The sequence below is a fragment of the Burkholderia sp. BCC1208 genome (assembly GCF_902833095.1).
Lineage (GTDB): Bacteria > Pseudomonadota > Gammaproteobacteria > Burkholderiales > Burkholderiaceae > Burkholderia.
The window spans coordinates 56354-78670 of record NZ_CADFDY010000013.1; the positions used below are offsets into that span (position 1 = coordinate 56354).

At 66.9% G+C, this 22317-nt stretch carries 23 protein-coding genes and 1 tRNA gene; 12 read left to right on the plus strand and 12 right to left on the minus strand.

The features are described from left to right. Positions 1–18: 18 nt before the first annotated feature. Positions 19–756 carry an SDR family oxidoreductase gene (locus tag HWX09_RS29165; protein ID WP_027785176.1) on the minus strand — a complete coding sequence of 246 codons (738 nt, stop codon included), beginning with the start codon at positions 754–756 and terminating at the stop codon, positions 19–21. Between the two features lie 120 nt (positions 757–876). On the opposite strand from HWX09_RS29165, the gene HWX09_RS29170 reads away from it, so the two are divergent. Further along, positions 877–1779: a LysR family transcriptional regulator gene (locus HWX09_RS29170; protein WP_027785175.1), complete on the plus strand. Its 903-nt coding sequence runs from the start codon at positions 877–879 to the stop codon at positions 1777–1779. 30 nt (positions 1780–1809) lie between these two features. Here HWX09_RS29170 and HWX09_RS29175 read toward each other — a convergent pair whose 3' ends face one another. From HWX09_RS29175 to HWX09_RS29190, 4 genes are all read right to left on the minus strand, one after another. Further along, positions 1810–1977, minus strand: a complete 168-nt coding sequence (locus HWX09_RS29175; protein WP_175888615.1) for a hypothetical protein — start codon at positions 1975–1977, stop codon at positions 1810–1812. A gap of 147 nt (positions 1978–2124) precedes the next feature. Then, positions 2125–2209: transfer RNA gene (locus tag HWX09_RS29180), tRNA-Leu, on the minus strand. Between the two features lie 106 nt (positions 2210–2315). Then, entirely contained in the window at positions 2316–3473 is a 1158-nt protein-coding gene (locus HWX09_RS29185; protein ID WP_027785174.1) for an ABC transporter substrate-binding protein, read from the minus strand. Positions 3474–3543: 70 nt separating this feature from the next. After that, positions 3544–4485 carry a CysB family HTH-type transcriptional regulator gene (locus tag HWX09_RS29190; RefSeq protein WP_027785173.1) on the minus strand — a complete coding sequence of 314 codons (942 nt, stop codon included), beginning with the start codon at positions 4483–4485 and terminating at the stop codon, positions 3544–3546. Between the two features lie 218 nt (positions 4486–4703). On the opposite strand from HWX09_RS29190, the gene HWX09_RS29195 reads away from it, so the two are divergent. From HWX09_RS29195 to cobA, 6 genes are all read left to right on the plus strand, one after another. Beyond that, on the plus strand, positions 4704–6383 hold the full coding sequence (locus tag HWX09_RS29195; protein WP_027785172.1) for a nitrite/sulfite reductase: 1680 nt from the start codon (positions 4704–4706) through the stop codon (positions 6381–6383). A 25-nt stretch (positions 6384–6408) separates the two neighbouring features. Continuing rightward, positions 6409–6951 (plus strand): DUF934 domain-containing protein, encoded by a 543-nt coding sequence (locus HWX09_RS29200; protein WP_027785171.1) that lies wholly within the window; start codon positions 6409–6411, stop codon positions 6949–6951. Then, positions 6948–7700, plus strand: coding sequence for a phosphoadenylyl-sulfate reductase (locus HWX09_RS29205; protein WP_027785170.1), 753 nt, complete (start codon positions 6948–6950; stop codon positions 7698–7700). The genes HWX09_RS29200 and HWX09_RS29205 overlap by 4 nt, the downstream gene beginning before the upstream one ends. Positions 7701–7775: 75 nt before the next feature. Then, on the plus strand, positions 7776–8738 hold the full coding sequence (gene cysD, locus HWX09_RS29210; RefSeq protein ID WP_006478076.1) for a sulfate adenylyltransferase subunit CysD: 963 nt from the start codon (positions 7776–7778) through the stop codon (positions 8736–8738). 22 nt (positions 8739–8760) lie between these two features. Continuing rightward, a complete protein-coding gene (locus HWX09_RS29215) occupies positions 8761–10077 on the plus strand; it encodes a sulfate adenylyltransferase subunit 1 (RefSeq protein ID WP_027785169.1) in 1317 nt (438 codons plus the stop codon). A gap of 60 nt (positions 10078–10137) precedes the next feature. After that, the gene (gene cobA / locus HWX09_RS29220; RefSeq protein WP_027785168.1) at positions 10138–10887 is read left to right on the plus strand and encodes a uroporphyrinogen-III C-methyltransferase; all 750 of its coding nucleotides are present in this window, start codon (positions 10138–10140) and stop codon (positions 10885–10887) included. Positions 10888–10971: 84 nt separating this feature from the next. On the opposite strand, the gene HWX09_RS29225 is transcribed toward cobA, so the two are convergent. The 3 genes from HWX09_RS29225 to lptF are packed head-to-tail and all read right to left on the minus strand — an operon-like array spanning position 10972 to position 13629. Then, complete coding sequence (locus tag HWX09_RS29225) at positions 10972–11355, minus strand: CbiX/SirB N-terminal domain-containing protein (protein ID WP_027785167.1); 384 nt, start codon at positions 11353–11355, stop codon at positions 10972–10974. 27 nt (positions 11356–11382) lie between these two features. Then, positions 11383–12531, minus strand: coding sequence for an LPS export ABC transporter permease LptG (gene lptG, locus HWX09_RS29230; protein ID WP_027785166.1), 1149 nt, complete (start codon positions 12529–12531; stop codon positions 11383–11385). A gap of 3 nt (positions 12532–12534) precedes the next feature. Next, positions 12535–13629, minus strand: a complete 1095-nt coding sequence (gene lptF / locus HWX09_RS29235; RefSeq protein WP_027785165.1) for an LPS export ABC transporter permease LptF — start codon at positions 13627–13629, stop codon at positions 12535–12537. 122 nt (positions 13630–13751) lie between these two features. On the opposite strand from lptF, the gene HWX09_RS29240 reads away from it, so the two are divergent. Genes HWX09_RS29240 through HWX09_RS29250 form a run of 3 tightly spaced genes read left to right on the plus strand, consistent with a single transcriptional unit; the run spans position 13752 to position 16495 of the window. Continuing rightward, positions 13752–15263, plus strand: coding sequence for a leucyl aminopeptidase (locus HWX09_RS29240; RefSeq protein WP_027785164.1), 1512 nt, complete (start codon positions 13752–13754; stop codon positions 15261–15263). A gap of 34 nt (positions 15264–15297) precedes the next feature. After that, positions 15298–15714: a DNA polymerase III subunit chi gene (locus tag HWX09_RS29245; RefSeq protein ID WP_027785163.1), complete on the plus strand. Its 417-nt coding sequence runs from the start codon at positions 15298–15300 to the stop codon at positions 15712–15714. Between the two features lie 25 nt (positions 15715–15739). Then, the gene (locus HWX09_RS29250; RefSeq protein ID WP_027785162.1) at positions 15740–16495 is read left to right on the plus strand and encodes a DUF2486 family protein; all 756 of its coding nucleotides are present in this window, start codon (positions 15740–15742) and stop codon (positions 16493–16495) included. A gap of 149 nt (positions 16496–16644) precedes the next feature. On the opposite strand, the gene HWX09_RS29255 is transcribed toward HWX09_RS29250, so the two are convergent. Together HWX09_RS29255 and ilvD are read right to left on the minus strand one after the other, a co-directional pair. After that, complete coding sequence (locus HWX09_RS29255; protein ID WP_027785161.1) at positions 16645–16971, minus strand: c-type cytochrome; 327 nt, start codon at positions 16969–16971, stop codon at positions 16645–16647. 128 nt (positions 16972–17099) lie between these two features. Then, the gene (ilvD, locus tag HWX09_RS29260; protein WP_027785160.1) at positions 17100–18773 is read right to left on the minus strand and encodes a dihydroxy-acid dehydratase; all 1674 of its coding nucleotides are present in this window, start codon (positions 18771–18773) and stop codon (positions 17100–17102) included. A 134-nt stretch (positions 18774–18907) separates the two neighbouring features. Between ilvD and HWX09_RS29265 the strand changes: the two genes are divergently transcribed. Continuing rightward, positions 18908–19822 (plus strand): LysR substrate-binding domain-containing protein, encoded by a 915-nt coding sequence (locus HWX09_RS29265; RefSeq protein WP_027785159.1) that lies wholly within the window; start codon positions 18908–18910, stop codon positions 19820–19822. Between the two features lie 89 nt (positions 19823–19911). After that, a complete protein-coding gene (lgt, locus tag HWX09_RS29270; protein WP_027785158.1) occupies positions 19912–20808 on the plus strand; it encodes a prolipoprotein diacylglyceryl transferase in 897 nt (298 codons plus the stop codon). A 111-nt stretch (positions 20809–20919) separates the two neighbouring features. Here the strand turns inward: lgt and HWX09_RS29275 are convergent, their stop codons facing one another. Continuing rightward, complete coding sequence (locus HWX09_RS29275) at positions 20920–21660, minus strand: SIMPL domain-containing protein (RefSeq protein WP_027785157.1); 741 nt, start codon at positions 21658–21660, stop codon at positions 20920–20922. Positions 21661–21840: 180 nt separating this feature from the next. Next, positions 21841–22302 (minus strand): EVE domain-containing protein, encoded by a 462-nt coding sequence (locus HWX09_RS29280; protein WP_027785156.1) that lies wholly within the window; start codon positions 22300–22302, stop codon positions 21841–21843. Positions 22303–22317: the final 15 nt, after the last annotated feature.

Consider the following 22317-nt stretch of genomic DNA (forward strand, 5'->3'; position numbering starts at 1 on the left):
GGGGCAGCGGGCGGTCCGTTAGCACATGCCGCCGTTGGCGCGCAGGATCTGGCCGTTGATCCACGCGCCGTCGGGGCTCGCGAGGAACGCGACGACGCGCGCGATGTCGTCGGGCTGGCCGAGCCGCTCGAGCGGGTTCAGCTTCGCGAGCCGATTGACGAGTTCGGGGCTCTTGCCCTGCAGGAACAACTCGGTCGCGACCGGCCCCGGCGCGACGGCGTTCACGCGGACGCCGCGCCCGCGCATTTCCTGCGCGAGCACCTGCGTGAGGCTTTCGACCGCCGCCTTGCTGGCGACGTACACGCCGTAAGTCGGCATGCGCATGCCGATCACGCTGGTCGACAGGTTGATGATGCGTCCGCCGTCGCGCACCCGTTTTGCCGCTTCGCGGCATACGTTGAACGTGCCTTTCACGTTGATGGCGATCGTTTCGTCGAAGAGCGCATCGTCGCAGTCGGCGATGGCCGCCAGCTTCATCACGCCCGCGGAATTGACCACCACGTCGATGCCGCCGAATGCGTCGCGGGCGGCGTCGAACAGCGCGGCCACGGCGGCCGGGTCGGCGACGTTCGCCTGCACCGCGACGGCATGGCCGCCGTCGGCGACGATCGCGTCGACCACCTCGCGGGCCGGGCCGGCGCTCCCGGCATAGTTGACGACGACCCGGAAGCCGTCCCGGGCGAGCTGGCGGGCGATTTCCGCGCCGATGCCGCGCGACGAACCCGTGACGAGGGCGACCTGTTCCGATGTGCTCATGTCCTGCTCCTGGTGAATGGATGGGTGCCGTTCGATCCGGCGACAGGACTACTGTAGGCTTCCTCGGTGAATAAAAATAATGAATAATGATCAGCCAATGAATGACTAAAAGTATGTCTCATGGGATTCGACAGCAGGCTGCTCAGCGGTATCGGCGTGCTCTCCGCGGTGATCGAGGCCGGCACCTTCGCGCGGGCGGGCGAGGCGATGGGGCTGACTCAGCCGGCGGTGAGCCGCGCCGTCGCCCGGCTGGAAGAGCGGGTCGGCATCCGGATCTTCAACCGGACGGCGCGCGCGATCACGTTGACCGACGAAGGACGACGCTTTTACGAGGCGGTCGCGCCGCTGCTGGCCGGCATCGAGGAGGCGGCGCTCGACGCCGGCGAGTCGAAGGCGCGCGTGAGGGGGCGGTTGCGGGTCAACGTGGACGGCACGTTCGGTCATTACGTGCTGGCGCCGCGGATGGCGGAATTTCTCGATCGCTTTCCCGATCTGTCCGTCGAGATCAGCGTGCGCGACCGGATGGGCGACCTCGTCGCCGACGGCTTCGACGTGGCGGTGCGCTTCGGCATCCCGGAGCCGTCGTCATATCGTGCGCGACTGCTGCTCGAGACGCGCGTGCTGACCTGCGCGTCGGCGGCCTATGTCGAACGTCACGGCGAGCCGCGTCATCCGCGCGATCTCGCGCACGGGCATCGTTGCGTGCTGATTCGCGACCCGGTGACGGGGCGGCCGTATGAATGGGAGTTTCATCGGGGCAAGGAGGTCGTGCCGATCGACGCCGCCGGCAGGCTGATGGTGAACGACACAGGCGGGCTGCTCGGCGCGTGCCTCGGCGGCGCGGGCATCGCGCAATTGCTGGAACTCTACGCGCGGGACATCGTTGCCGACGGGAAGCTGGTCCTGCTGCTGCCGGAGTGGACGGACGAGACATTTCCGCTCTACGCGTATCACCACGCGTCCAATCTCGTTGCCGCGAAGGTGCGCGTGTTTCTCGACTTCGTCCGCGAGTTGACGGTCTGAGTGTCTGCACGGCGAAGGGCGGCCGGCAGGTCATTCGGTGCGATGGGGAATGTTGTCCGGGAACGGATAGGGCGCATGCGGCCCGGGCCAGTCGGGTACCGGCGGCGCGCTCAGCACGTCGCACCCGTCAAGCATGAGCGCCAGCCCCGCGGCGAGCACGCCGCGGCAGATCCGGCATGAAATCGTGCGCATGAACATGGGTGGCCTCCGTGGTCGGCATTCCCTGATGCTTGGACTGCCGGGCGGGATACCTGTTGCGGCGAACGCGGCGCAAAAACAAAAAACCCGCGAAGCGGCGAGCTTGCGCGGGTTTCGACAGTTGCAGCGCATGACGCTGCGAAATACTGGTGCCCAGGGCCGGAATCGAACCGGCACGCCTTGCGGCGGGGGATTTTGAGTCCCCTGCGTCTACCAATTTCACCACCTGGGCTTGATCCTGGCCGCGCATGCGATGTGCAGATTGTGCGCGGCGAAACGCGGATTATGGCGGAAAACCGCGCACCCGGCAAGCAGCCCGGCACCCGGCCGCATACGACTTACTGGCTCAGGTAGACGAACTGGCCATGTTTGACGATCCCCATCACGCTCGCGCGCTGATCGAGCCCCACGTGATCCTTGTCGCTCGTATTGACGACGCCGTTAGGCACGACGAGCTCATGTGCGCGTTCGAGTTCGCGCCGCAGCGCGGCACGGAAGGCCGGCGTGCCGGGCTGCGCGGCCTTCAGCGCGCGACCGACCGCGTCCGCGAGGCGCAGGTACACGCCCGCCGCGTCGCCCGCGAACTGCGTGACGGTGCCTGCGCCATATCGGGCTTCATACGCGTCGACGAATGCCAGCGCGGCCTTGCGCGCCGGATGGTCGGCCGGCAGCGTGCGCGCGACGACGACCGGCTGGGTCGGGAACAGCGTCCCGTCGACGTCCTTGCCGCCGAGCTTGATGAATTCCGGCGTCGCGATCCCGTGGGTCTGGTAGATCGCACCCTTGTAGCCGCGCTCGATCAGCGTGCGCTGCGGCAGCACGGCCGGCGTGCCCGAGCCCGCGATCAGGATCGCATCGGGTTTCGCCGCGATCAGCTTCAGCGCCTGGCCGGTGACGCTCGCGTCGGTGCGGTTGAAGCGCTCGGTCGCGATCACGCGGATCTTGCGCAGGTCCGCGAAGCGCGTGAATTCGTTGAGCCAGCTGTCGCCGTAGCTGTCCGCGAAGCCGATGAAGCCGACCGTCTTCACGCCGTGGTTGGCCATGTAGCGCGTCATCACGTCGGCCATCGCGCTGTCGCTCTGCGCCATCTTGAACGCCCAGGTCCGCGCGCCTTCCTGCGGCTCGACGATCGCGCCCGAGCCGACCAGCGTGATCATTGGCGTCTGCGCGGCGGCCACCGCGTCGAGCGCCGCGAGCGCGGCCGGCGTGATGTTCGGCCCGACCACGACGTCGACGTGATCCTCGTCGACCAGCTTGCGGATGTTGCGCACGGCGGCGCCCGGGTCGGACGCGTCGTCGAGCACCGTGACCTGCACGGGCTGCCCGGCGATCGTCTTCGGCCACATCAGGATCGCGTTCTTGCTGGTGATGCCGATCGCGGCGGCCGGGCCGGTCGACGACAGGTCGACGCCGACCTTCAGGTCGGCATGCGCGGCCGCGCAGGCCAGCACGAGGGCGGCGCCGGCGGCGCGGCGCAACAGGGCGGGAAGCGTCATGCGGGAATCTCCATCTCCGTCGGGCAACAAAAAGGGGCGCAATATGCGCCCCTGTGTTTATACCTGTCCGTCAAAGCTCGTACGATTCGGATTCGCCCTTGAGCGCCTGCTCGATCAGCTTGCGGTTCAGCGTCGGCGACAGCAGTTCGACCAGCGTATACACATAGCTGCGCAGGTAGGCGCCCTGCTTGAGCGCGACGCGCGTCACGTTGCTGCCGAACAGGTGGCCGACCGGAATCAGCCGCAGGCCGCGATCGCGCTCGGGATTGAACGCGATGTCGGCCATGATGCCGACGCCGAGGCCGAGTTCGACGTAGGTCTTGATCACGTCGGCGTCGATCGCCTCGAGCACGATGTCCGGCGACAGCCCGCGCAGCGCGAACGCGTGATTGATCTTCTTGCGGCCCGCGAACGCGTCGTCGTACGTGATCAGCGGATATTGCGCGAGATCGTCCAGCGTGACCGGCTTGCGTTCGAGCAACGGATGGTCGGCCGGCACGACGGCGGCGTGATGCCACTGGAAGCAGGGCAGCGACACGAGTTCCTTGTAGTCGGAGATCGCCTCGGTCGCGATCGCGAGATCGGCCTGGTCGTGGATCACCATCTCGGCCACCTGCGTCGGGCTGCCCTGCAGGATCGACAGGTGCACCTTCGGGAAGCGTTTCTTGAACTCGGCGATCGCGGCCGGCAGCGAGTAGCGGGCCTGCGTGTGGGTCGCCGCGATGGTCAGGTTGCCCTGGTCCTGCGCTGCATAATCTTTTCCGACCCTTTTGAGGCTTTCAACCTCCTGAAGAATCCGCTCGACCGAAGCAAGAATGATCCGGCCCGGCTCGGTGAGCGAGCGCACGCGCTTGCCGTGCCGCGTGAAGATCTCCACGCCCAGCTCGTCCTCGAGCTCGATGATCGCCTTCGATACCCCCGGCTGCGACGTATAGAGCGCCTTGGCGGCCTCGGTGAGGTTGAAATTCTGCCGGACGGCCTCGCGCACGAAGCGGAATTGGTGCAGGTTCATTTATAACCCCTTGGCATATCAAAAGATTTTTTTAGTCGTTTGAAATATAAGGGGAGTTTATTACGATTCACCGGAGTTTTTCAAATATGGATATCTGTTTTCGTCATTAGCAATCCAGCCGGCAGCGGATGGCCGGCGGCGGTGACGACGGAACGGAAATTCGGGCGCGACGTGGCTAGGACGTCGCGCGGTCAACACGAAAACCCTGGGGTCCCCGAATGTATCAGTACGACCAATACGACCAGACGATCGTCGACGAGCGAGTCGCGCAGTACCGCGACCAGGTGCGCCGCCGGCTGTCGGGCGAGTTGAGCGAAGACGAATTCCGTCCGCTGCGTCTGCAGAACGGCCTGTACATGCAGCGTCACGCGTACATGCACCGCATCGCGATTCCGTACGGCAACCTGCGCAGCGAGCAGCTCCGGATGCTGGCCCGCATCGCCCGCGAACACGACCGCGGCTACGGCCACTTCTCGACCCGCTCGAACATCCAGTTCAACTGGATCGAGCTGGAAGAGACGCCCGAGATCCTCGCGAAGCTCGCGTCGGTGCAGATGCACGCGATCCAGACGTCGGGCAACTGCATCCGCAACATCACGGCCGACCAGTTCGCCGGCGTCGCGCAGGACGAAGAGATCGATCCGCGCCCGTGGGCCGAGATCCTGCGCCAGTGGTCGACGTTCCATCCCGAATTCGCTTGGCTGCCGCGCAAGTTCAAGATCGCGGTGTCGGGTTCGAAGCATGACCGCGCGGCCGTGCAGATCCACGACCTCGGCGTGTACCTGAAGAAGAACGCGCAGGGCGAGGTGGTCGCGAGCATCCTCGCGGGCGGCGGCCTCGGCCGTACGCCGATCGTCGGCGCGGTGATCAAGGAAGACCTGCCGTGGCAGCACCTGATCACGTACTGCGAAGCCGTGCTGCGCGTGTACAACCGTTACGGCCGCCGCGACAACCTGTACAAGGCGCGCATCAAGATCCTCGTGAAGGCGCTGTCGCCGGCGAAGTTCGCGCAGCAGGTCGAGGAAGAATGGCAGCACCTGAAGGACGGCCCGTCGACGCTCACGCAGGCCGAGCTCGACCGCGTGTCGCAGTATTTCAAGCCGCCGGTCTACGAGAAGCTGGCCGACACCGACGCATCGTTCGAACAGCATCTGCTCGAGAACAAGGCGTTCGCGCGCTGGGTCGAGCGTAACGTCGCGCCGCACAAGGTGCCCGGTTACGCCGCGGTCACGCTGTCGCTGAAGGATCACCGCGTGGCCCCGGGCGACGCAACCGACGCGCAGATGGATCTGGTCGCCGACTGGGCCGACGCGTACTCGCTCGGCGAACTGCGCGTGTCGCACGAGCAGAACCTGATTCTCGCGAACGTGAAGAAGCGCGACCTGTTCGCGTTGTGGGAAAAGGCGAAGGCAGCCGGTTTCGCGACGCCGAACATCGGCCTGTTGACCGACATCATCGCGTGCCCGGGCGGCGACTTCTGCTCGCTCGCGAACGCGAAGTCGATCCCGATCGCCCTCGCGATCCAGCAGCGTTTCGACGATCTGGATTACGTGTACGACCTCGGCGACCTGTCGCTGAACATTTCCGGTTGCATGAACTCGTGCGGTCATCACCACGTCGGCAACATCGGCATCCTCGGCGTCGACAAGGACGGTGCCGAGTGGTACCAGGTGTCGCTCGGCGGCGAGCAGGGCACGGGCCGCAACGGCGCGCGCCTCGGTCGCGTGATCGGGCCGTCGTTCTCCGCGGAAGAAGTGCCGGACGTGATCGCCAAGCTGATCGACACGTTCGTCGAAGCGCGCATCGACGGCGAGCGCTTCGTCGACACCTACGATCGCATCGGCATCGCGCCGTTCAAGGAGCGCGTGTATGCGGCGCGCCAGGCAGTGAACGCGTAACCAACCGGCTAGAAGGAATTTGCAGATGGCTTCGATTATCAAGAACCGCGCAGTGATCGACGACGCATGGCAGGTCGTGCGCGCGGCGGAAGACGGTGCGCTGCCCGCGGTCGACGCATTGCCGGCCGGCAAGGTGCTGGTGCCGTTCGCGTTGTGGCAGGCCGAGCGCGCGGCGCTCGTCGCCGCGAAGACGAAGGACGAACTCGGCGTGTGGCTCGCGCCGGACAGCGAACCGGCGAACCTCGCGGCCGACTTCGGCGCGATCTCGCTGATCGCCGTCGAGTTCCCGCGCTTCGCGGACGGCCGCGGCTACAGCATCGCGCGCCTGCTGCGCGAACGTCATGGCTGGACCGGCGAGTTGCGCGCGATCGGCGACGTGCTGCGCGACCAACTGCTGTACATGTCGCGTTGCGGCTTCGACGCCTTCGCGGTGCGTGCCGACAAGGACATTCACGACGCGCTGAATGCGTTCACGGAATTCACGCAGCGTTACCAGGGCGCGTTCGACGAGCCGGCGCCGCTGTTCCGCCGCCGCGAGGCCGCGGCCGACAGCAAGGTGAGCGCATGAGCACCGCGACCGCCACCGAACTGACGCCGGAACTCGCCGCGAAGGTCGAGCGCCTCGACACGCTGCTCGCGCAAATCGGCGCCCGTCACGACAAGGTGAAATTCGCGAGCAGCCTCGCGGCGGAAGACATGCTGCTCACGCACGCGATCCTGTCGAAGGGCGTGTCGATCGGCATCTTCTCGCTGAACACGGGGCGCCTGCACGCGGAAACGCTCGGCATGATCGACCGCGTGCGCGAGCGCTACGGCTACGAGATCGAGCAGTTTCATCCGCAGCAGGATGCGGTCGATCAGTACGTCGCCGAGCACGGCCTGAACGCGTTCTACGAGAGCATCGAGCTGCGCAAGTCGTGCTGCCACATCCGCAAGGTCGAGCCGCTGAACCGCGCGCTGTCGGACGTCGGCGCGTGGGTGACGGGCCAGCGCCGCGAGCAGTCGGTCACGCGTGCGGAGCTGCACGAGGAAGAACAGGACGAAGCGCGCGGGATCGCGAAGTACAACCCGCTCGCCGACTGGACGGAAGCCGACGTGTGGGCGTACCTTAACGCGTTCGACGTGCCGGTCAACCCGCTGCATGCGCGCGGCTACCCGAGCATCGGCTGCGAGCCGTGCACGCGCGCGATCCGTCCCGGCGAGGACAGCCGCGCGGGCCGCTGGTGGTGGGAATCGCGCGACACGAAGGAATGCGGGCTGCACATCACGACGATCACGCCGATTCCCGCGAATGCCGAAACCGGCGCCGCGCACTGAAAGCAGACAAGAAACTGAATATTGCGCCGCCTGCGACAGCGGGCGGCACGAACCCGGAAGAGAAGGACTGAAATCATGAGCACGACGCTCGAGCAATCCGCCTTTGCCCCGCCCACCGGCGCCGACAGCCGCATGGGCCACCTCGACTGGCTCGAAGCCGAGTCGATCCACATCCTGCGCGAACTCGTTGCCGAATGCAGCAAGCCGGCGCTGTTGTTCTCGGGCGGCAAGGATTCGGTCGTCGTGCTGCATCTGGCACTGAAGGCGTTCGGCCTCGGCGCGAACCGCAAGACGACGCTGCCGTTCCCGCTCGTGCATATCGACACGGGCCACAACTACGAGGAAGTGATCGACTTCCGCGACCGCCGTGCGCAAGAACTCGGCGCCGAGCTGGTGGTCGGCCACGTCGAGGATTCGATCAAGCGCGGCACGGTCGTCCTGCGCCGCGAAACCGATTCGCGTAACGCCGCGCAGGCCGTCACGCTGCTGGAAACGATCGAGCAGCACGGTTACACGGCGCTGATCGGCGGCGCGCGCCGCGACGAAGAGAAGGCGCGCGCGAAGGAGCGCATCTTCTCGTTCCGCGACGAATTCGGCCAATGGGACCCGAAGGCGCAGCGCCCGGAACTGTGGAGCCTGTACAACGCCCGCCTGCACAAGGGCGAGCATCTGCGCGTGTTCCCGATCTCGAACTGGACCGAGCTCGACGTGTGGCAGTACATCGCGCGCGAGAACCTCGAACTGCCGTCGATCTACTACGCGCACCAGCGCGAGATCGTGCGCCGCAACGGGCTGCTCGTGCCGGTCACGCCGCTCACGCCGATGCGTGACGGCGAGACAAGCGAGCTTGCGCAGGTGCGCTTCCGCACGGTCGGCGACATCAGCTGCACGTGCCCGGTCGAGAGCGACGCGGACGACGTCGAGAAGATCATCGCCGAAACGGCGGTGACCGAGATCACCGAGCGCGGCGCGACCCGAATGGACGACCAGGCGTCCGAAGCGGCGATGGAACAGCGCAAGAAGCAAGGTTATTTCTGAAGCACACGAGGACATTCACATCATGAGCATCATCGAAAATCACGAAGACCTCGGCGTGCTGCGCTTCATCACCGCGGGCAGCGTCGACGACGGCAAGAGCACGCTGATCGGCCGCCTGCTGTACGACAGCAAGGCCGTGCTGTCCGACCAGCTGTCCGCGCTGTCGCGCGCGAAGAACAAGCGCACGGTCGGCGACGAGCTGGATCTCGCGCTGCTGACGGACGGGCTGGAAGCCGAGCGCGAGCAGGGCATCACGATCGACGTCGCGTATCGCTATTTCGCGACCGCGAAGCGCAAGTTCATCATCGCCGACACGCCGGGCCACGAGCAGTACACGCGCAACATGGTGACGGGCGCGTCGACCGCGCACGCGTCGATCATCCTGATCGACGCGACGCGCGTGACGATCGAGAACGGCATCGCGGACCTGCTGCCGCAGACCAAGCGCCACAGCGCGATCGTCAAGCTGCTCGGGCTGCAGCACGTGATCGTCGCGATCAACAAGATGGACCTCGTCGACTACAGCGAGGCGCGTTTCAACGAGATCCGCGACGCGTACGTCGCGCTCGCGAAGCAGCTCGGCCTGACCGACGTGCGCTTCGTGCCAGTGTCGGCGCTGAAGGGCGACAACATCGTCGGCGCGAGCGAGCGCATGCCGTGGTACGCGGGCGAACCGCTCCTCGACGTGCTCGAGTCGCTGCCGGTCGAGACGCAGGCGCATGACGCGCTGCGCTTCCCGGTGCAGTGGGTCGCGCGCCAGGACGGCAGCTCGGCCGACGATTTCCGCGGCTACATGGGCCGGATCGAGTCGGGCGAAGTGAAGGTCGGCGACGCGATCGTCGTGCTGCCGTCGAACCGCACCGCGACGGTTGCGGAGATCGTCGCGCCGGTGCCGGGCGGTACCGCGTCCGTCGCGCACGCGTTGGCGGGCCAGACGGTGACGCTCCGTCTCGCGGAAGATGTCGACGTGTCGCGCGGCGACATGTTCGTCACGACCGCCGAGCCGGTCGAGCCGGCCAAGAAGCTCGAGGCCGACTTGTGCTGGTTCGACGAGACGCCGCTGTCGCAGCAGCGCAAGTACCTGCTGAAGCAGACCACCAGCACGGTGTTCGCGAAGATCGGCTCGGTCAAGCAGGTGCTCGACGTGCATACGCTGTCGCACGCGACCGACCGTCAGGAACTGAAGATGAACGACATCGGCCGCGTGGCGCTGACGCTGCAGAAGCCGATCGTCTGCGACACGTACGATGCGCACCCCGGTACGGGCGCGTTCGTGCTGATCGACGAGGCGACGCATCACACGGTCGCCGCAGGCATGATCCGCGCGTTCTCGGCGTAATCGTCAATCCGCGCGGCGGCGAACCGGCCGCCGCGGCAGGACCCTAGCGAAGCGACAAACATGGGCAAGGTATATCTGATCGGAGCGGGGCCGGGCGCGGCGGACCTCATTACGGTGCGCGGCATGCGGCTGCTCGAGCAGGCCGACGTCGTGCTGCACGACGCGCTCGTCGAGCCCGCGATGCTCGACTATGCGCCGAACGCGCGGAAAATCGCGGTCGGCAAGCGTTGCGGGCAGCGCTCGACCGCGCAGCATTTCATCAACAAGCAGATCGTCGACGCGGCGCGCGAGCATGCGTGCGTGGTGCGGCTGAAGGGCGGCGATCCGATGCTGTTCGGCCGCGCCGAAGAGGAAATGCGCGCGCTCGACGCGGCCGGCATCGACTACGAGGTCGTGCCGGGCATCACCGCGGCGCTGGCCGGCGCGGCGACGCTGAAGCGTTCGCTCACGTTGCGCGGCGTGTCGCGCAGCGTCGCGTTCGCGACGCACAGCCGCGCACCGGGCAGCGACGAGATCCGCGAGGCCGCACGCGCCGATTCGATCGTCTACTACATGGGCCGCGACAGCGCGCCCGGCATCGCGCAGGAATTGATCGACGCCGGCCGTGCGCCGACGACGCCGGTGGCGATCGTCGAGGCATGCAGCACCGCACGCGAACGCACGCTGACGCTGACGCTCGCGCGGATGGCGGCCGGCGACGCGCAGGCGTGGCTCGATCCCGCGGAACCGAGCCTGCTGATGATCGGCGATGCATTCGCCGAACGCACGCGGCAGGCACAGGCGGGCGATCCGATGCGCAATGCCGCCTGAGCGCGGCTCGAGCGCGGTCCCAAACGAAAAAAGCGCCGGCAGATGCCGGCGCTTTTGCGTTGGGGGCGGCGAATGCGTCGGCCGCTACGCGTCGTCGCCGAGCTGGTCGACACAATAGCGCGCGACCGCGTCGAGCACGCCGTCGTCTTCGCCAACGGCCGTCGCGCAGCGGATCTCGACGCCCGGATGTGCGGCGCGGCATGCGTCGACGAGCTGCGGCAGGTCGCGGCGGACATGGCCGCCCTGGCCGAAGAACACGGGCACCACGGTGATGCGGGCGCAGCCGGCCGCGACTTGCGCGGCGACGGCCTCAGCGAGCGACGGCGTCATCAGTTCGAGGAACGCGAGCGACACCTGCGCGGCAGGGGAGCCGGCGCCGCGCAGCCGCGCGGCGAGCCGCTCGAACGGCTCGGCCCAGCGCGGGTCGCGGGCGCCGTGGCCGAACAGGACGATACCGTGCGAATGCATGTCGAAGCCTCCGTCGCGACGCGGCGCTCAGTGCCGGTCGACCCACTTGAGCGCGAACAGGCCGAGCGCGAGATAGATGAGGCCCGGCGTCGCCGCGGTGAGCGGCGCGGGCCACGTGTTCAGCGTGCCGATGTGCGAGAACAGCGTGTTGAGCAGCTGGAAACTCATGCCGAGCATGATCCCGCCGAACACCTTCACGCCGACCACGCCCGCCCGCGTGTGCAGGTACGCGAACGGCAGCGACAGCACGAGCATCACGAATACGGCGAACGGATACAGCAGCTTGCGCCACAGCGCGATGTCGTAGCGCTGCGTGTCCTGCTGGTTTTCCTTCAAGTGCTGGATGTAGCGGAACAGGTTGACGATCGACATGCGCTCCGGCGACACGAGCAGCACCGACAGGATCTGCGGCGTCAGGTCCGAACGCAGCCGGTATTCGGGCAGCGATACCTGCTGCGACCGGAACACGGGGTTCAGCGCGTCGGCCGGCTGGCCGCTGATCGGCTTGATCGGCGTCAGCTCCGTCTCGGTGACGCCCGTCAGCAGCCAGTGGCCGGGCGGCTCGTAGCGGCCGGTTTGCGCGATCCGCACGTTCTGCAGCTGGAATTTCGAGTCGAATTCGTAGATGCGCACGTTGCTGATCGTCGAGTCGGGCGACAGGCTGCCGACGTTCACGAAGCGCGTGACCTGCTCGCCGTTCTCGCGGGCCGCGAGCGTGTCCTTCACCCACACGCCCGACTGGAAGTTCGACGACACCGATGCGCCGAGCGCCTGCAGCCGCACGCGTTCGGACAACTGGTCGGCGTACGGGCCGACGAATTCGCCGATCAGGTAGGTGACGATCACGAGCGGCACGCCGATCTTCAGCAGCGAACGCAGCGCCTGGTTGGTCGCGAGGCCAGACACGCGGAAGATCGTGAATTCCGAGTTCGCGGCCATCTGCGCGAACACGTAGATCGCGCTGATCAGCGCGGCGACCGGGATGATCTCGTAGAAGCGCGACGGCGTCTGCAGCGCGACGCGCAGCACCGCGTAGCCGAACTTGTAGTTGCCGTGCCCGACCGAGTTCAGCTCGCTGATCAGGTCGAAGAAGAAGAACAGACCGGAGAACGCGAACAGGATGAAGATGAACGTGACGTAGATCTGCCGCGCGAAGTACTTTTCATAGAGCCGCATCGATCATGCTCCCGAGCGGCCGAACAGCGCGCGTGTCAACAACGGACGATTGCGCACGCGCAACCAGAAAATGAACGCGACGATCGCCGCGACGAGCACGTGCAAGCCGACGAGACCGACGCCGAACGACATCTTGCCCTGCTCGATCTGCGCCTGCACGACGTTCAGCAGGTTCGAATACGTGAGGTAGATCAGCACGGCCATCACGAGGTTGATCGTGCGGCTGCGGCGCGGGTTCTGGTACGCGAGCGGGATGCCGAGCACCATCAGGTTCAGCGCGATCAGCGGCAGCCCCGCGCGCCACGCGAATTCCGCGAGATTGTCGCGCGTAGGGTTGCGCAGCAGGTCGGGCGTGGGCGTGCTGTTGGTGGTCTGGACGTTGACGACCGGCTTGCTGGTGATCTTCACGCCGTAGCGCTCGAACTCCATGATCTTGAAGTTCGGCTGGCCGGGCGTGCCGTCGTAGCGGCGGCCGTCTTCGAGGACGACGAAACGATCGCCGTCCTTCGAGGTTTCCGTATGGCCCGTCTGCGACACGACCACGTTGAGCTTGCCGTTTTCCGTCGACGTGACGAATACGTTCTGGACCTTGCTCTGGTCGGGCGTCATCTTCTCGATGAAGAACACGCGATGGTTCGCGGCCGATTCGCGGAACTGGCCCGGCGCGAGCAGCGAGATTTCGTCGCGCTGCTGGAAGCGCGCGCGGATCATCTTGCTCTGCTGGTTCGACCACGGCCAGCCGACGAACGCGAAGAACGTGATCAGCAGGATGATCGGCGCGGCGAACACGCCGATCGGCTTGATGAGGCGCGTGAGGCTCACGCCCGATGCGAGCCACACCACCATTTCGGAGTCCCGGTACCACCGGGTCAGCACGAACAGGATCGACACGAACAGCGTGACGACGAGCATCACGGCGAGGTAGCCGATCACGGTGAGGCCGATCAGCACGAGTACGTCCCGCGGATCGATTTCGCCGGACGCGGCGTAGCCGACGATGCGAATCATCATCGTCGTGAGCATGATCGTGAGCAGCACCATGAACACGGCACCAGCCGTATACGCAAGCTCGCGCTGGAGGGAGCGTTCGAAGATCATTCTTGATGAGAAGAGGGCGGGAGGCTGCGCACGCGTGGTGGAGCGCTCGCGCCGCCACGGGAAAAATAGCGGATAATTGCGGCTTTCATCCTTAGCCCAGATTTTATCCGAGGACAAGCGCGATGGACTTTAGCATAAAAGGCTGTGATTGGAGCAAAGGCGAGGCCAAGGGGTTCCTGACCGGGAAGTCCGACTGCATCGTGCTCGGCATCTTCGAGGCGCAAACCCTGTCGGGCGCGGCGCTCGACATCGACACGGCCACCAAGGGGCTGATCTCGCGCGTCGTGAAGGCCGGCGACATGGACGGCAAGCGCGGCAAGACGCTGTTCCTGCACGAAGTGTCGGGCATCGGCGCGTCGCGCGTGCTGCTCGTCGGGCTCGGCAAGCAGGATGCTTTCAATCAGAAAGCCTACAACGACGCCGTGACGGCCGCCTGGCGCGCGCTGCTGGCGACCAAGGTCGTCCAGGTCACGTTCTCGCTCGCGCAACTGCCGGTCGACGAGCGCAGCTCCGACTGGGGCGTGCGCGCCGCGATCCTCGCGCTGCGCAACGAGACCTACCGCTTCACGCAGATGAAGAGCAAGCCGGAACCGGCGTCGCACACGCTCAAGCGCGTCGTGTTCAGCGTCGACCCGGCGGACGAAAAGGCCGCGAAGGTCGCGGTCAAGCAGGCCGTCGCGCTCGCGAACGGGATGGATCTCACCCGCGATCTCGGCAACCTGCCCGGTAACGTCTGCACGCCGACCTATCTCGGCAACACCGCGAAGAAGATCGCGAAGGATTGGGGCCTGAAGGCCGAAGTCCTCGGGCTCAAGCAGATCCAGGCGCTGAAGATGGGGTCGTTCCTGTCGGTCGCGCGCGCGTCGGTCGAGCCGCCGCAATTCATCGTGCTGCACTACCAGGGCGCCGCCGCGAAGGCCGCGCCGGTCGTGCTGGTCGGCAAGGGCATCACGTTCGATACGGGCGGCATCTCGCTGAAGCCGGGCGAAGCCATGGACGAGATGAAGTACGACATGTGCGGCGCGGGCTCGGTGCTCGGCACGATCCGTGCGGTGGCCGAGATGGGCCTGAAGATCAACGTCGTCGCGATCGTGCCGACCTGCGAGAACATGCCGGGCGGCAACGCGACGAAGCCGGGCGACATCGTCACCAGCATGAAGGGGCTGACGATCGAGGTGCTGAACACCGACGCCGAAGGCCGCCTGATCCTGTGCGACGCACTCACGTATGCCGAGCGCTTCAAGCCGGCCGCCGTGATCGACGTCGCGACGTTGACGGGCGCATGCGTGATCGCGCTGGGCGGCCACAACAGCGGGCTGTTCTCGACGAACGACGCGCTCGCGGGCGAACTGCTCGACGCGTCGCGCGAGGCGAGCGACCCGGCATGGCGCATGCCGCTCGACGACGAGTACCAGGATCAGCTGAAGTCGAATTTCGCGGATCTCGCGAACATCGGCGGGCGTCCGGCCGGCGCCGTGACGGCCGCGTGCTTCCTGTCGCGCTTCACCGAGAGCTATCCGTGGGCTCACCTCGACATCGCGGGCACCGCATGGAAGGGCGGCGCCGCGAAGGGCGCGACGGGCCGTCCGGTGCCGTTGCTCGCGCAGTTCCTGATCGACCGCGCCGGCCAGTGATGGCGGGGCTGACGACGCTGCGGGTGCGCGGGCAATGACGCGAATCGATTTCCACTCGAACGTCGGCGATTCGCTCGCGTACGCGTGCCGGCTGCTGCGCAAGGCCTATCAGGCCGGGCAGCCGGTCGTCGTGCTCGCCGAGCCCGCGCGCCTGCGCGCGCTCGACGAGCGGCTCTGGACGTTCTCGCCGCTCGATTTCATCCCGCATTGCGGCGTCGACAGCGAGCACGCCGCCGGCACGCCGATCGTGCTGGCCGCCGATCTCGACCGCGTGCCGCATCATCACGTGCTGCTGAACCTCGGCGCGACCGTGCCCGCGCAGTTCGCCCGCTTCGAGCGCCTGCTCGAAGTGGTCGGCAACGTGCCGGACGAGCTGGCCGCGGGCCGCGAGCGCTACCGGTTCTACCGTGACCGCGGCTATGCGCTGAACAACTACAAGCAGGGCGGCTAGCCGCAACCGTCGACGGAGTGTTCCCGTGACAGAAGCCGATTCATCCTCGATCCCGACGCTGACCGACGTGCTGGTGCCGGGCAAGCCGGCGCCGGCGCGCTCGCCCGCGTCCGCCGCCCCCCGGCCGCACGATGACGCGGCGATTCCGGTGCTCACCGACGTGATCACGCCGGCCGCCGCCGGTGCCGCGCCGGCTGAATCCGATAAAACCGAAGCCGACCCCGATTCCGTCATGGTCGAACCCGTGCCGACACCGCACGTGCCGACCGTGGAGCTGCCGGGCGATGCGGCAACGGCAACCGCCGCGGGTGAGACCGATGCGCCGGCCGAGCCCGGCGCCGCGGAGCACGTGGTCGCCGAAGACGCGGCGGCGATGACGGCGCCGCTGCGCTCGTCGCTGGTCGATGACGACACGCCGCCGCACACGTTCGCCGCGATGGCGCGCGAGGCGGCCGCATACGTGCCCGAGCCGGCGATGCCGGAGGCGGCCCTGCCGAGCGCAGCGCCGCAGCCGGATGCGCAGGCCGCAGTCGCGCTGACACCGGAAGATGCGCAGCACATCGCCGAACGGCTTCGCAATCGCCTGACGAACTATCTGACCGGGGCAGGGCGCGAGGCCATCGAAGCGCGTTGTCGCGATGCGCTGCACGAGCATTCGGCCTGGCTGGTCGGCCAGGTCACGCGCGAAGTCGCACTCGCGCTGGAAACCGAAGTGATGGACTGGGTGCGCGATGCGGTCGATGAAGAGATCGCCCGTCGTCGCGCCGGCCATTCCGGCTGAACGCGCAATCGTTCGCGGTGGCGAAAAAGAGGGTGCAGGTTCGGTAAGCGCCTGCTAAGCCCGCCGGGGAGGCGCGCTGGTTGGTCGGGCCGGCCCGTCCTCTTGCGACGTCCTGCACCCAATGCGGGTACGCCGCGCGGGTATCCGCTTCAGCGTACCGACAGCACCCACTGAGCGAGCGTGTGGGCCTCGGTGCTCGTCAGTTGCGTATTGGCGGGCATCGGCACGCTGCCCCATACGCCGACGCTGCCTTTCACGATCGATTGCGCCAGGTAATCGGCGCCGTCGCCGCGCGTCGCGTACTTGCCGGCGATGTCGCGGAACGACGGACCCATCAGCGGCTTGCCGATCGCATGGCAGGCCATGCAATTCTTGCGCTGCGCCAGCGCGAGCCCGTCGGCCTGGTCAGCATGCGCCGCCGCCGCGCTGCCGGTCAGCAGCATGGCGAGCAGCACGCGCGATATCGTCTGTTTCATGCGGTTCTCCGCCGGCGGGGACGGCCGGCTTCATGGTCCGCGCATTATAGAAGCAAAGGGGAAGCACGTTTTGCGCGTTCCCCCCGGGCGGCCCGATTATCGGGGCCGCATGCCGTGGCGCCTGTGCATCAACCCGTGACCGCCCCCAGGTTCGCCGGCCGGGCGAGCGCCGCGAATTTGGCGAGCACGCCGCGCGTATAGCGGGGCGCCGGCTGCTGCCACGCAGCGCGGCGGCGCGCGAGTTCCGCATCGTCGACGTTCAGTTGCAGCAGCAGCCGGTGCGCGTCGATCGTGATCGAATCGCCTTCCTGCACCAGTGCGATCGTGCCGCCGACGAACGCCTCCGGCGCGACGTGGCCGACCACCATGCCCCAGGTGCCGCCCGAGAAGCGGCCGTCCGTGATGAAGCCGACCGATTCGCCGAGCCCCTTGCCGATGATCGCGGACGTCGGTGCGAGCATTTCCGGCATGCCGGGGCCGCCCTGCGGGCCGAGGTAGCGCAGCACGAGGATGTCGCCCGCGCGGATCCGGTCGCCGAGGATCGCATCCATCGCGCTCTGCTCGTCGTCGAACACGCGCGCCGGGCCCGTGATCACCGGGTTCTTCAGGCCGGTGATCTTCGCGACCGCGCCGTCTTCCGCGAGATTGCCCTTCAGGATCGCGAGATGGCCTTCCTTGTACAGCGCGCGGTCGATCGGGAAGATCACGTCCTGATCCGCGCGCGGCACGCTCGGTACGTCCTTCAACTCGTCGGCGATCGTGCGGCCGGTGATCGTCATGCAGTCGCCGTGCAGCAGCCCCGCATCGAGCAGGATCTTCAGCACCTGCGGAATCCCGCCGGCCCGGTGCAGGTCGGTCGCGACGTACTTTCCCGACGGCTTCAGGTCGCAGATCACCGGTACGCGCTTGCGGATGCGCTCGAAGTCGTCGATCGTCCAGTCGACCTCGGCCGCGTGCGCGATCGCGAGATAGTGCAGCACCGCATTGGTCGAGCCGCCGGTGGCCATGATCACCGACACCGCGTTCTCGATCGATGCCTTCGTGATGATGTCGCGCGGTTTGAGGTCGCGCTTCACGGCCTCGACCAGCACCCGCGCCGATTCGGCGGCCGAATTGACCTTCTCCTGATCGGGGTTCGCCATCGTCGACGAATACAGCAGCGACATGCCGAGCGCCTCGAACGATGAACTCATCGTGTTCGCGGTGTACATGCCGCCGCACGAACCGGACGTCGGGCACGCGTTTTTTTCGACGCCTTCGAAGTCCTCCTGCGACATCCGGCCCGCGGTGAATTCGCCGACGGCTTCGAACGACGACACGATCGTCAGGTCGCGGCCCTTCCAGTTGCCGGGGCGGATCGTGCCGCCGTAGACATAGATGCCCGGCACGTTCAGGCGCGCGAGCGCGATCATGCCGCCGGGCATGTTCTTGTCGCAGCCGCCGACCACCACCACGCCGTCCATCCACTGGCCCTGCACGCAGGTCTCGATGCAGTCGGCGATCACTTCGCGCGACACGAGCGAGTACTTCATCCCTTCGGTGCCCATCGACATGCCGTCCGAAATCGTCGGCGTGCCGAAGATCTGCGGGTTCGCGCCGGCCGCCTTGACGGCGTCGACGGCTGCGTCCGACAGGCGCTGCAAACCGGAATTGCACGGCGTGATCGTCGAATGGCCGTTCGCGATGCCGACCATCGGCTTGTCGAAATCGTCCTTCTGGTAGCCGAGGGCGTAATACATCGAGCGGTTCGGCGAACGGGCCACGCCTTGCGTGATGTGCTTCGAGCGACGGTTGTACGACATGGGGGACTCCATCGTTGTGTGGGCGTCGCTCGGGAGGGCGCGCCGGTTCGGGTCGAACAAGCATGGAGTTTCCCGATTGGGATGTCCAATATATTATTTGTCGCCTATTAAGTCGTTTTGCGAATGAGTCGAACATGGCCGATCTGATCCCCGACCTGCGCCAGTGGCGCTATTTCGTGACCGTCGCCGACGAGCGCCATTTCGGCCGTGCGGCCGAGCGCCTGTCGATGACGCAGCCGCCGCTGTCGCAGGCGATCCGCGCGCTCGAGGACGCGCTGGGCGTCGCGCTGTTCGTGCGCACCAAGCGCTCGGTGGCGCTCACGGCGGTCGGCGCGGCGCTGCTGCCCGACGTGCGCCGGCTGCTGGCGTCGGCCGATGCGCTGCCGCCGCTGGCGCGGCGGCTCGCGCGCGGCGAGGCCGGTTCGTTGTCGCTCGCGTTCGTGTCGACCGCCGATTACGGGCTGTTGCCGTCGTTGCTGCGTGCCTTCGGCGCGCGCTATCCGCAGGTGCGGCTGCAACTGGTGGAAGCGACGAGCGACGTGCAGATCGACGAACTCGTCGCCGGGCGCATCGACGCCGGGCTCGTCATTCCGCCCGTGCCGCCGCGTCACGCGGCCGGGTTGTCGTACCTGCCCGTCGTGCGCGAGCCGCTGGTGGTCGCGATGCCGAGTACGGCCTCCGACGCGCCCGAGGATGAGCCCGTGCAGCTTGCCGACGTCGCCGCGTTGCCGCTCGTGATCTTTCCGCGTCGTTTGGCGCCCGGCTTTTATGACATCATTACGGGCTGCTACGGCGCGGCGGGGGAAACCCCGCGCATCGGCCAGGAGGCCATCCAGATGCAGACGATCGTCAGCCTCGTGTCGGCCGGCATGGGCGTCGCACTGGTGCCGCAATCGCTGCGTAACCTGCGGCGCACCGGCGTGGTCTACCGGCCGCTGGCCGGCCATGCGCCGGTCGTCGAGACGGGCCTCGTGTGGCGCACCGGCGACGTGAGCCCCGTGCTCGCCGGGTTCATCGACGTCGTGCGCGCGCAGGGTCTTGCCGCGTGACGTGAACGATGGCGTGCCGGCGCCGTCCAACGCGCGGTGCTGCGCGCGTGCGACGGCCGTACCGTATTCGAAAACTTCTTCGCTAATCCATGATCATTCACCCGAATTTCGACCCCGTTGCGATCCATCTCGGGCCGCTGGCCGTGCGCTGGTACGGCCTCATGTATCTCGTCGGCTTCATCGCGGCGATCGTCGTCGGCCGGATCCGCCTGAAGCTGCCGCATGTCGCGGCGCAGGGCTGGACCGCGAAGGACATCGACGACATGATGTTCTACGGCGTGCTCGGCACCGTGCTCGGCGGCCGGCTCGGCTACGTGCTGTTCTACAAGGCCGATTTCTACTTCTCGCATCCGCTCGACGTGTTCAAGGTGTGGGAAGGCGGCATGTCGTTTCACGGCGGCTTCCTCGGCGTGACGCTCGCGATGATGCTGTTCGCGTGGCAGCGCAAGCGGCACTGGCTCCAGGTCACCGATTTCGTCGCGCCGATGGTGCCGACGGGGCTTGCGGCCGGGCGCCTCGGCAACTTCATCAACGGAGAGCTGTGGGGCCGCGTGACCGACCCGACGTCGCCTTGGGCGATGCTGTTCCCGGGCGCGATGCGCGACGATGCGGCATGGTTGCCGAAACATCCGGAGCTCGTCGAGAAGTGGCATCTCGCCGACGTGTTCATGCAATACCAGATGCTGCCGCGCCATCCTTCGCAGCTCTATGAAATCGCGCTCGAGGGGATCGCGCTGTTCTTCGTGCTGTTCTTGTTCGCGCGCAAGCCGCGGCCGATGGGCGCGATATCCGCGCTGTTCCTGATCGGTTATGGCCTCGCACGTTTCACGGTCGAGTTCGCGCGCGAGCCGGACGACTTCCTCGGGCTGCTCGCCCTCGGCCTGTCGATGGGACAGTGGTTGTCGCTGCCGATGATTCTCGCGGGTATCGCGCTGATGGTCTGGGCGTATCGCCGCCGCGCGGCGAACGCGAATGCGACTGCATGACGGGGTATCGATGTACGCGTGATCGACGCGTGCATCGGCTACCCGGACGCGCATGAAAAACGCCGGCCCTCGGGCCGGCGTTTTTCGTTTCCGACAGCCGCGCGATGCGCGTTACTTCATCTGCACCGAGCCGTTGACGGTGACCGACACGGTGGCCTTGCCGCCTTCGACCGCGATCGGCGCGCTCATCTTCGCGCTGTCCATCGGCGCCGCGGCCATCGCCATCATGCGCGTGTACGGCTGCACGTTGCGGCCGCTGCCGACGTTCACGTCGCGGATCGTGTAGCTGCTGTAGCCGAACGCCTTCGCGGCTTCGTCCGCGCGGGCGCGGAACGACTTGATCGCGTCGGTCGTGAGCTTCTGCTCGGCCGTGCGCTGCGCTTCCGGCGACAGCGAGAACTCGACGTTCGCGACCTGCATCAGGTTCGACAACTGGCCTGCCAGCTTCGACGCCGCGGCGAAATCGCGCGATTCGAGCGCGACCTCGGTGCGCCCGCGCCATGCGGAGATCTTCCCGTCGCGATCGGTGCTCGGATACACGGAGAACGCGCCCGTGTGCGCGGTGACGCCCGACACGCCCTTCGCCTGCGACAGGGCCGCGTCCGCGCGCTGGTTCAACTGCGCGGTGAGGCTGCCCGGATCCTTGGCCTGCTGCTCGTAGAACAGCGTGATGTGGATGATGTCCTGCGGCACGTCGGCACTGGCCTGCGACGAAAGCGACAGCACGCCCGCCGGCTCCGGAAAGTGCGGGTTCGCCGCCTGGGCGTGCGCGGCGGGCGACGCGAGCGTCAGCGCGACGGGAACGGCGGCGGCGAGGGCGAGCGACAGCGCGAGTGCGGTTTTCTTGGTCATTGTTGGACTCCTTGTGCGAGGGCGCGCACGCGGGTCACGCGTGCGCGACGCGGGCGTACCGCGCGACGAAAAAACGACAGCCGGCCCGATCGGCCGACAGCGGTTGCTTAGGCTGCGCGAAAGTGCCGCGAGTTCCGTTACGGCAGCGCGTCCTGACCGGATTTGACCTTTGACGCGCGTCTACTTCATCAACTTTTCGGTGATGAATCGCCATTCCGCACGCGTGACGGGCGTGATCGACAGCCGGTTGCCGCGCGCGAGCACGCGCATGTCGGCGAGCTCGTCGTGCTCGCGCAGCGCGGCGAGCGGCACGAGCGGCGACTTCTTCACGAAGCGCACGTCGACGAGCAGCCAGCGCGGCGCTTCCTGCGTCGATTTCGGGTCGTAATAGGGGCTTTTCGGATCGAACTGCGTGGGATCGGGGTAGGGCGTCGACGATACTTCGGCGAGGCCGGCGATGCCCGGCTCGGGGCAGCTCGAGTGATAGAACAGCACGCCGTCGCCGATCTTCATCGTGTCGCGCATGAAATTGCGCGCCTGATAGTTGCGTACGCCGGTCCACGGCAGCGAGCGCTGCGGTGCGTGGGCGAGATCGTCGATGCTTGCTTCGTCCGGTTCGGACTTCATCAGCCAGTATTGCATGGTCGTGATCGACGC

What these genes read in the sequence shown, in the direction of transcription:
- HWX09_RS29200 (WP_027785171.1), top strand. Translation starts at nt 6,409, where the DNA reads ATGGCTTCGATTATCAAGAACCGCGCAGTGATCGACGACGCATGGCAG.
- HWX09_RS29265 (WP_027785159.1), top strand. Translation starts at nt 18,908, where the DNA reads ATGGCCGATCTGATCCCCGACCTGCGCCAGTGGCGCTATTTCGTGACC.
- ilvD (WP_027785160.1), bottom strand. Translation starts at nt 18,773, where the DNA reads ATGTCGTACAACCGTCGCTCGAAGCACATCACGCAAGGCGTGGCCCGT.
- HWX09_RS29245 (WP_027785163.1), top strand. Translation starts at nt 15,298, where the DNA reads ATGACGCGAATCGATTTCCACTCGAACGTCGGCGATTCGCTCGCGTAC.
- HWX09_RS29215 (WP_027785169.1), top strand. Translation starts at nt 8,761, where the DNA reads ATGAGCATCATCGAAAATCACGAAGACCTCGGCGTGCTGCGCTTCATC.
- HWX09_RS29255 (WP_027785161.1), bottom strand. Translation starts at nt 16,971, where the DNA reads ATGAAACAGACGATATCGCGCGTGCTGCTCGCCATGCTGCTGACCGGC.
- HWX09_RS29190 (WP_027785173.1), bottom strand. Translation starts at nt 4,485, where the DNA reads ATGAACCTGCACCAATTCCGCTTCGTGCGCGAGGCCGTCCGGCAGAAT.
- HWX09_RS29165 (WP_027785176.1), bottom strand. Translation starts at nt 756, where the DNA reads ATGAGCACATCGGAACAGGTCGCCCTCGTCACGGGTTCGTCGCGCGGC.
- HWX09_RS29185 (WP_027785174.1), bottom strand. Translation starts at nt 3,473, where the DNA reads ATGACGCTTCCCGCCCTGTTGCGCCGCGCCGCCGGCGCCGCCCTCGTG.
- HWX09_RS29205 (WP_027785170.1), top strand. Translation starts at nt 6,948, where the DNA reads ATGAGCACCGCGACCGCCACCGAACTGACGCCGGAACTCGCCGCGAAG.
- HWX09_RS29240 (WP_027785164.1), top strand. Translation starts at nt 13,752, where the DNA reads ATGGACTTTAGCATAAAAGGCTGTGATTGGAGCAAAGGCGAGGCCAAG.
- HWX09_RS29280 (WP_027785156.1), bottom strand. Translation starts at nt 22,302, where the DNA reads ATGCAATACTGGCTGATGAAGTCCGAACCGGACGAAGCAAGCATCGAC.
- lptF (WP_027785165.1), bottom strand. Translation starts at nt 13,629, where the DNA reads ATGATCTTCGAACGCTCCCTCCAGCGCGAGCTTGCGTATACGGCTGGT.
- lptG (WP_027785166.1), bottom strand. Translation starts at nt 12,531, where the DNA reads ATGCGGCTCTATGAAAAGTACTTCGCGCGGCAGATCTACGTCACGTTC.
- HWX09_RS29170 (WP_027785175.1), top strand. Translation starts at nt 877, where the DNA reads ATGGGATTCGACAGCAGGCTGCTCAGCGGTATCGGCGTGCTCTCCGCG.
- cobA (WP_027785168.1), top strand. Translation starts at nt 10,138, where the DNA reads ATGGGCAAGGTATATCTGATCGGAGCGGGGCCGGGCGCGGCGGACCTC.
- HWX09_RS29225 (WP_027785167.1), bottom strand. Translation starts at nt 11,355, where the DNA reads ATGCATTCGCACGGTATCGTCCTGTTCGGCCACGGCGCCCGCGACCCG.
- HWX09_RS29175 (WP_175888615.1), bottom strand. Translation starts at nt 1,977, where the DNA reads ATGTTCATGCGCACGATTTCATGCCGGATCTGCCGCGGCGTGCTCGCC.
- HWX09_RS29275 (WP_027785157.1), bottom strand. Translation starts at nt 21,660, where the DNA reads ATGACCAAGAAAACCGCACTCGCGCTGTCGCTCGCCCTCGCCGCCGCC.
- HWX09_RS29195 (WP_027785172.1), top strand. Translation starts at nt 4,704, where the DNA reads ATGTATCAGTACGACCAATACGACCAGACGATCGTCGACGAGCGAGTC.
- lgt (WP_027785158.1), top strand. Translation starts at nt 19,912, where the DNA reads ATGATCATTCACCCGAATTTCGACCCCGTTGCGATCCATCTCGGGCCG.
- cysD (WP_006478076.1), top strand. Translation starts at nt 7,776, where the DNA reads ATGAGCACGACGCTCGAGCAATCCGCCTTTGCCCCGCCCACCGGCGCC.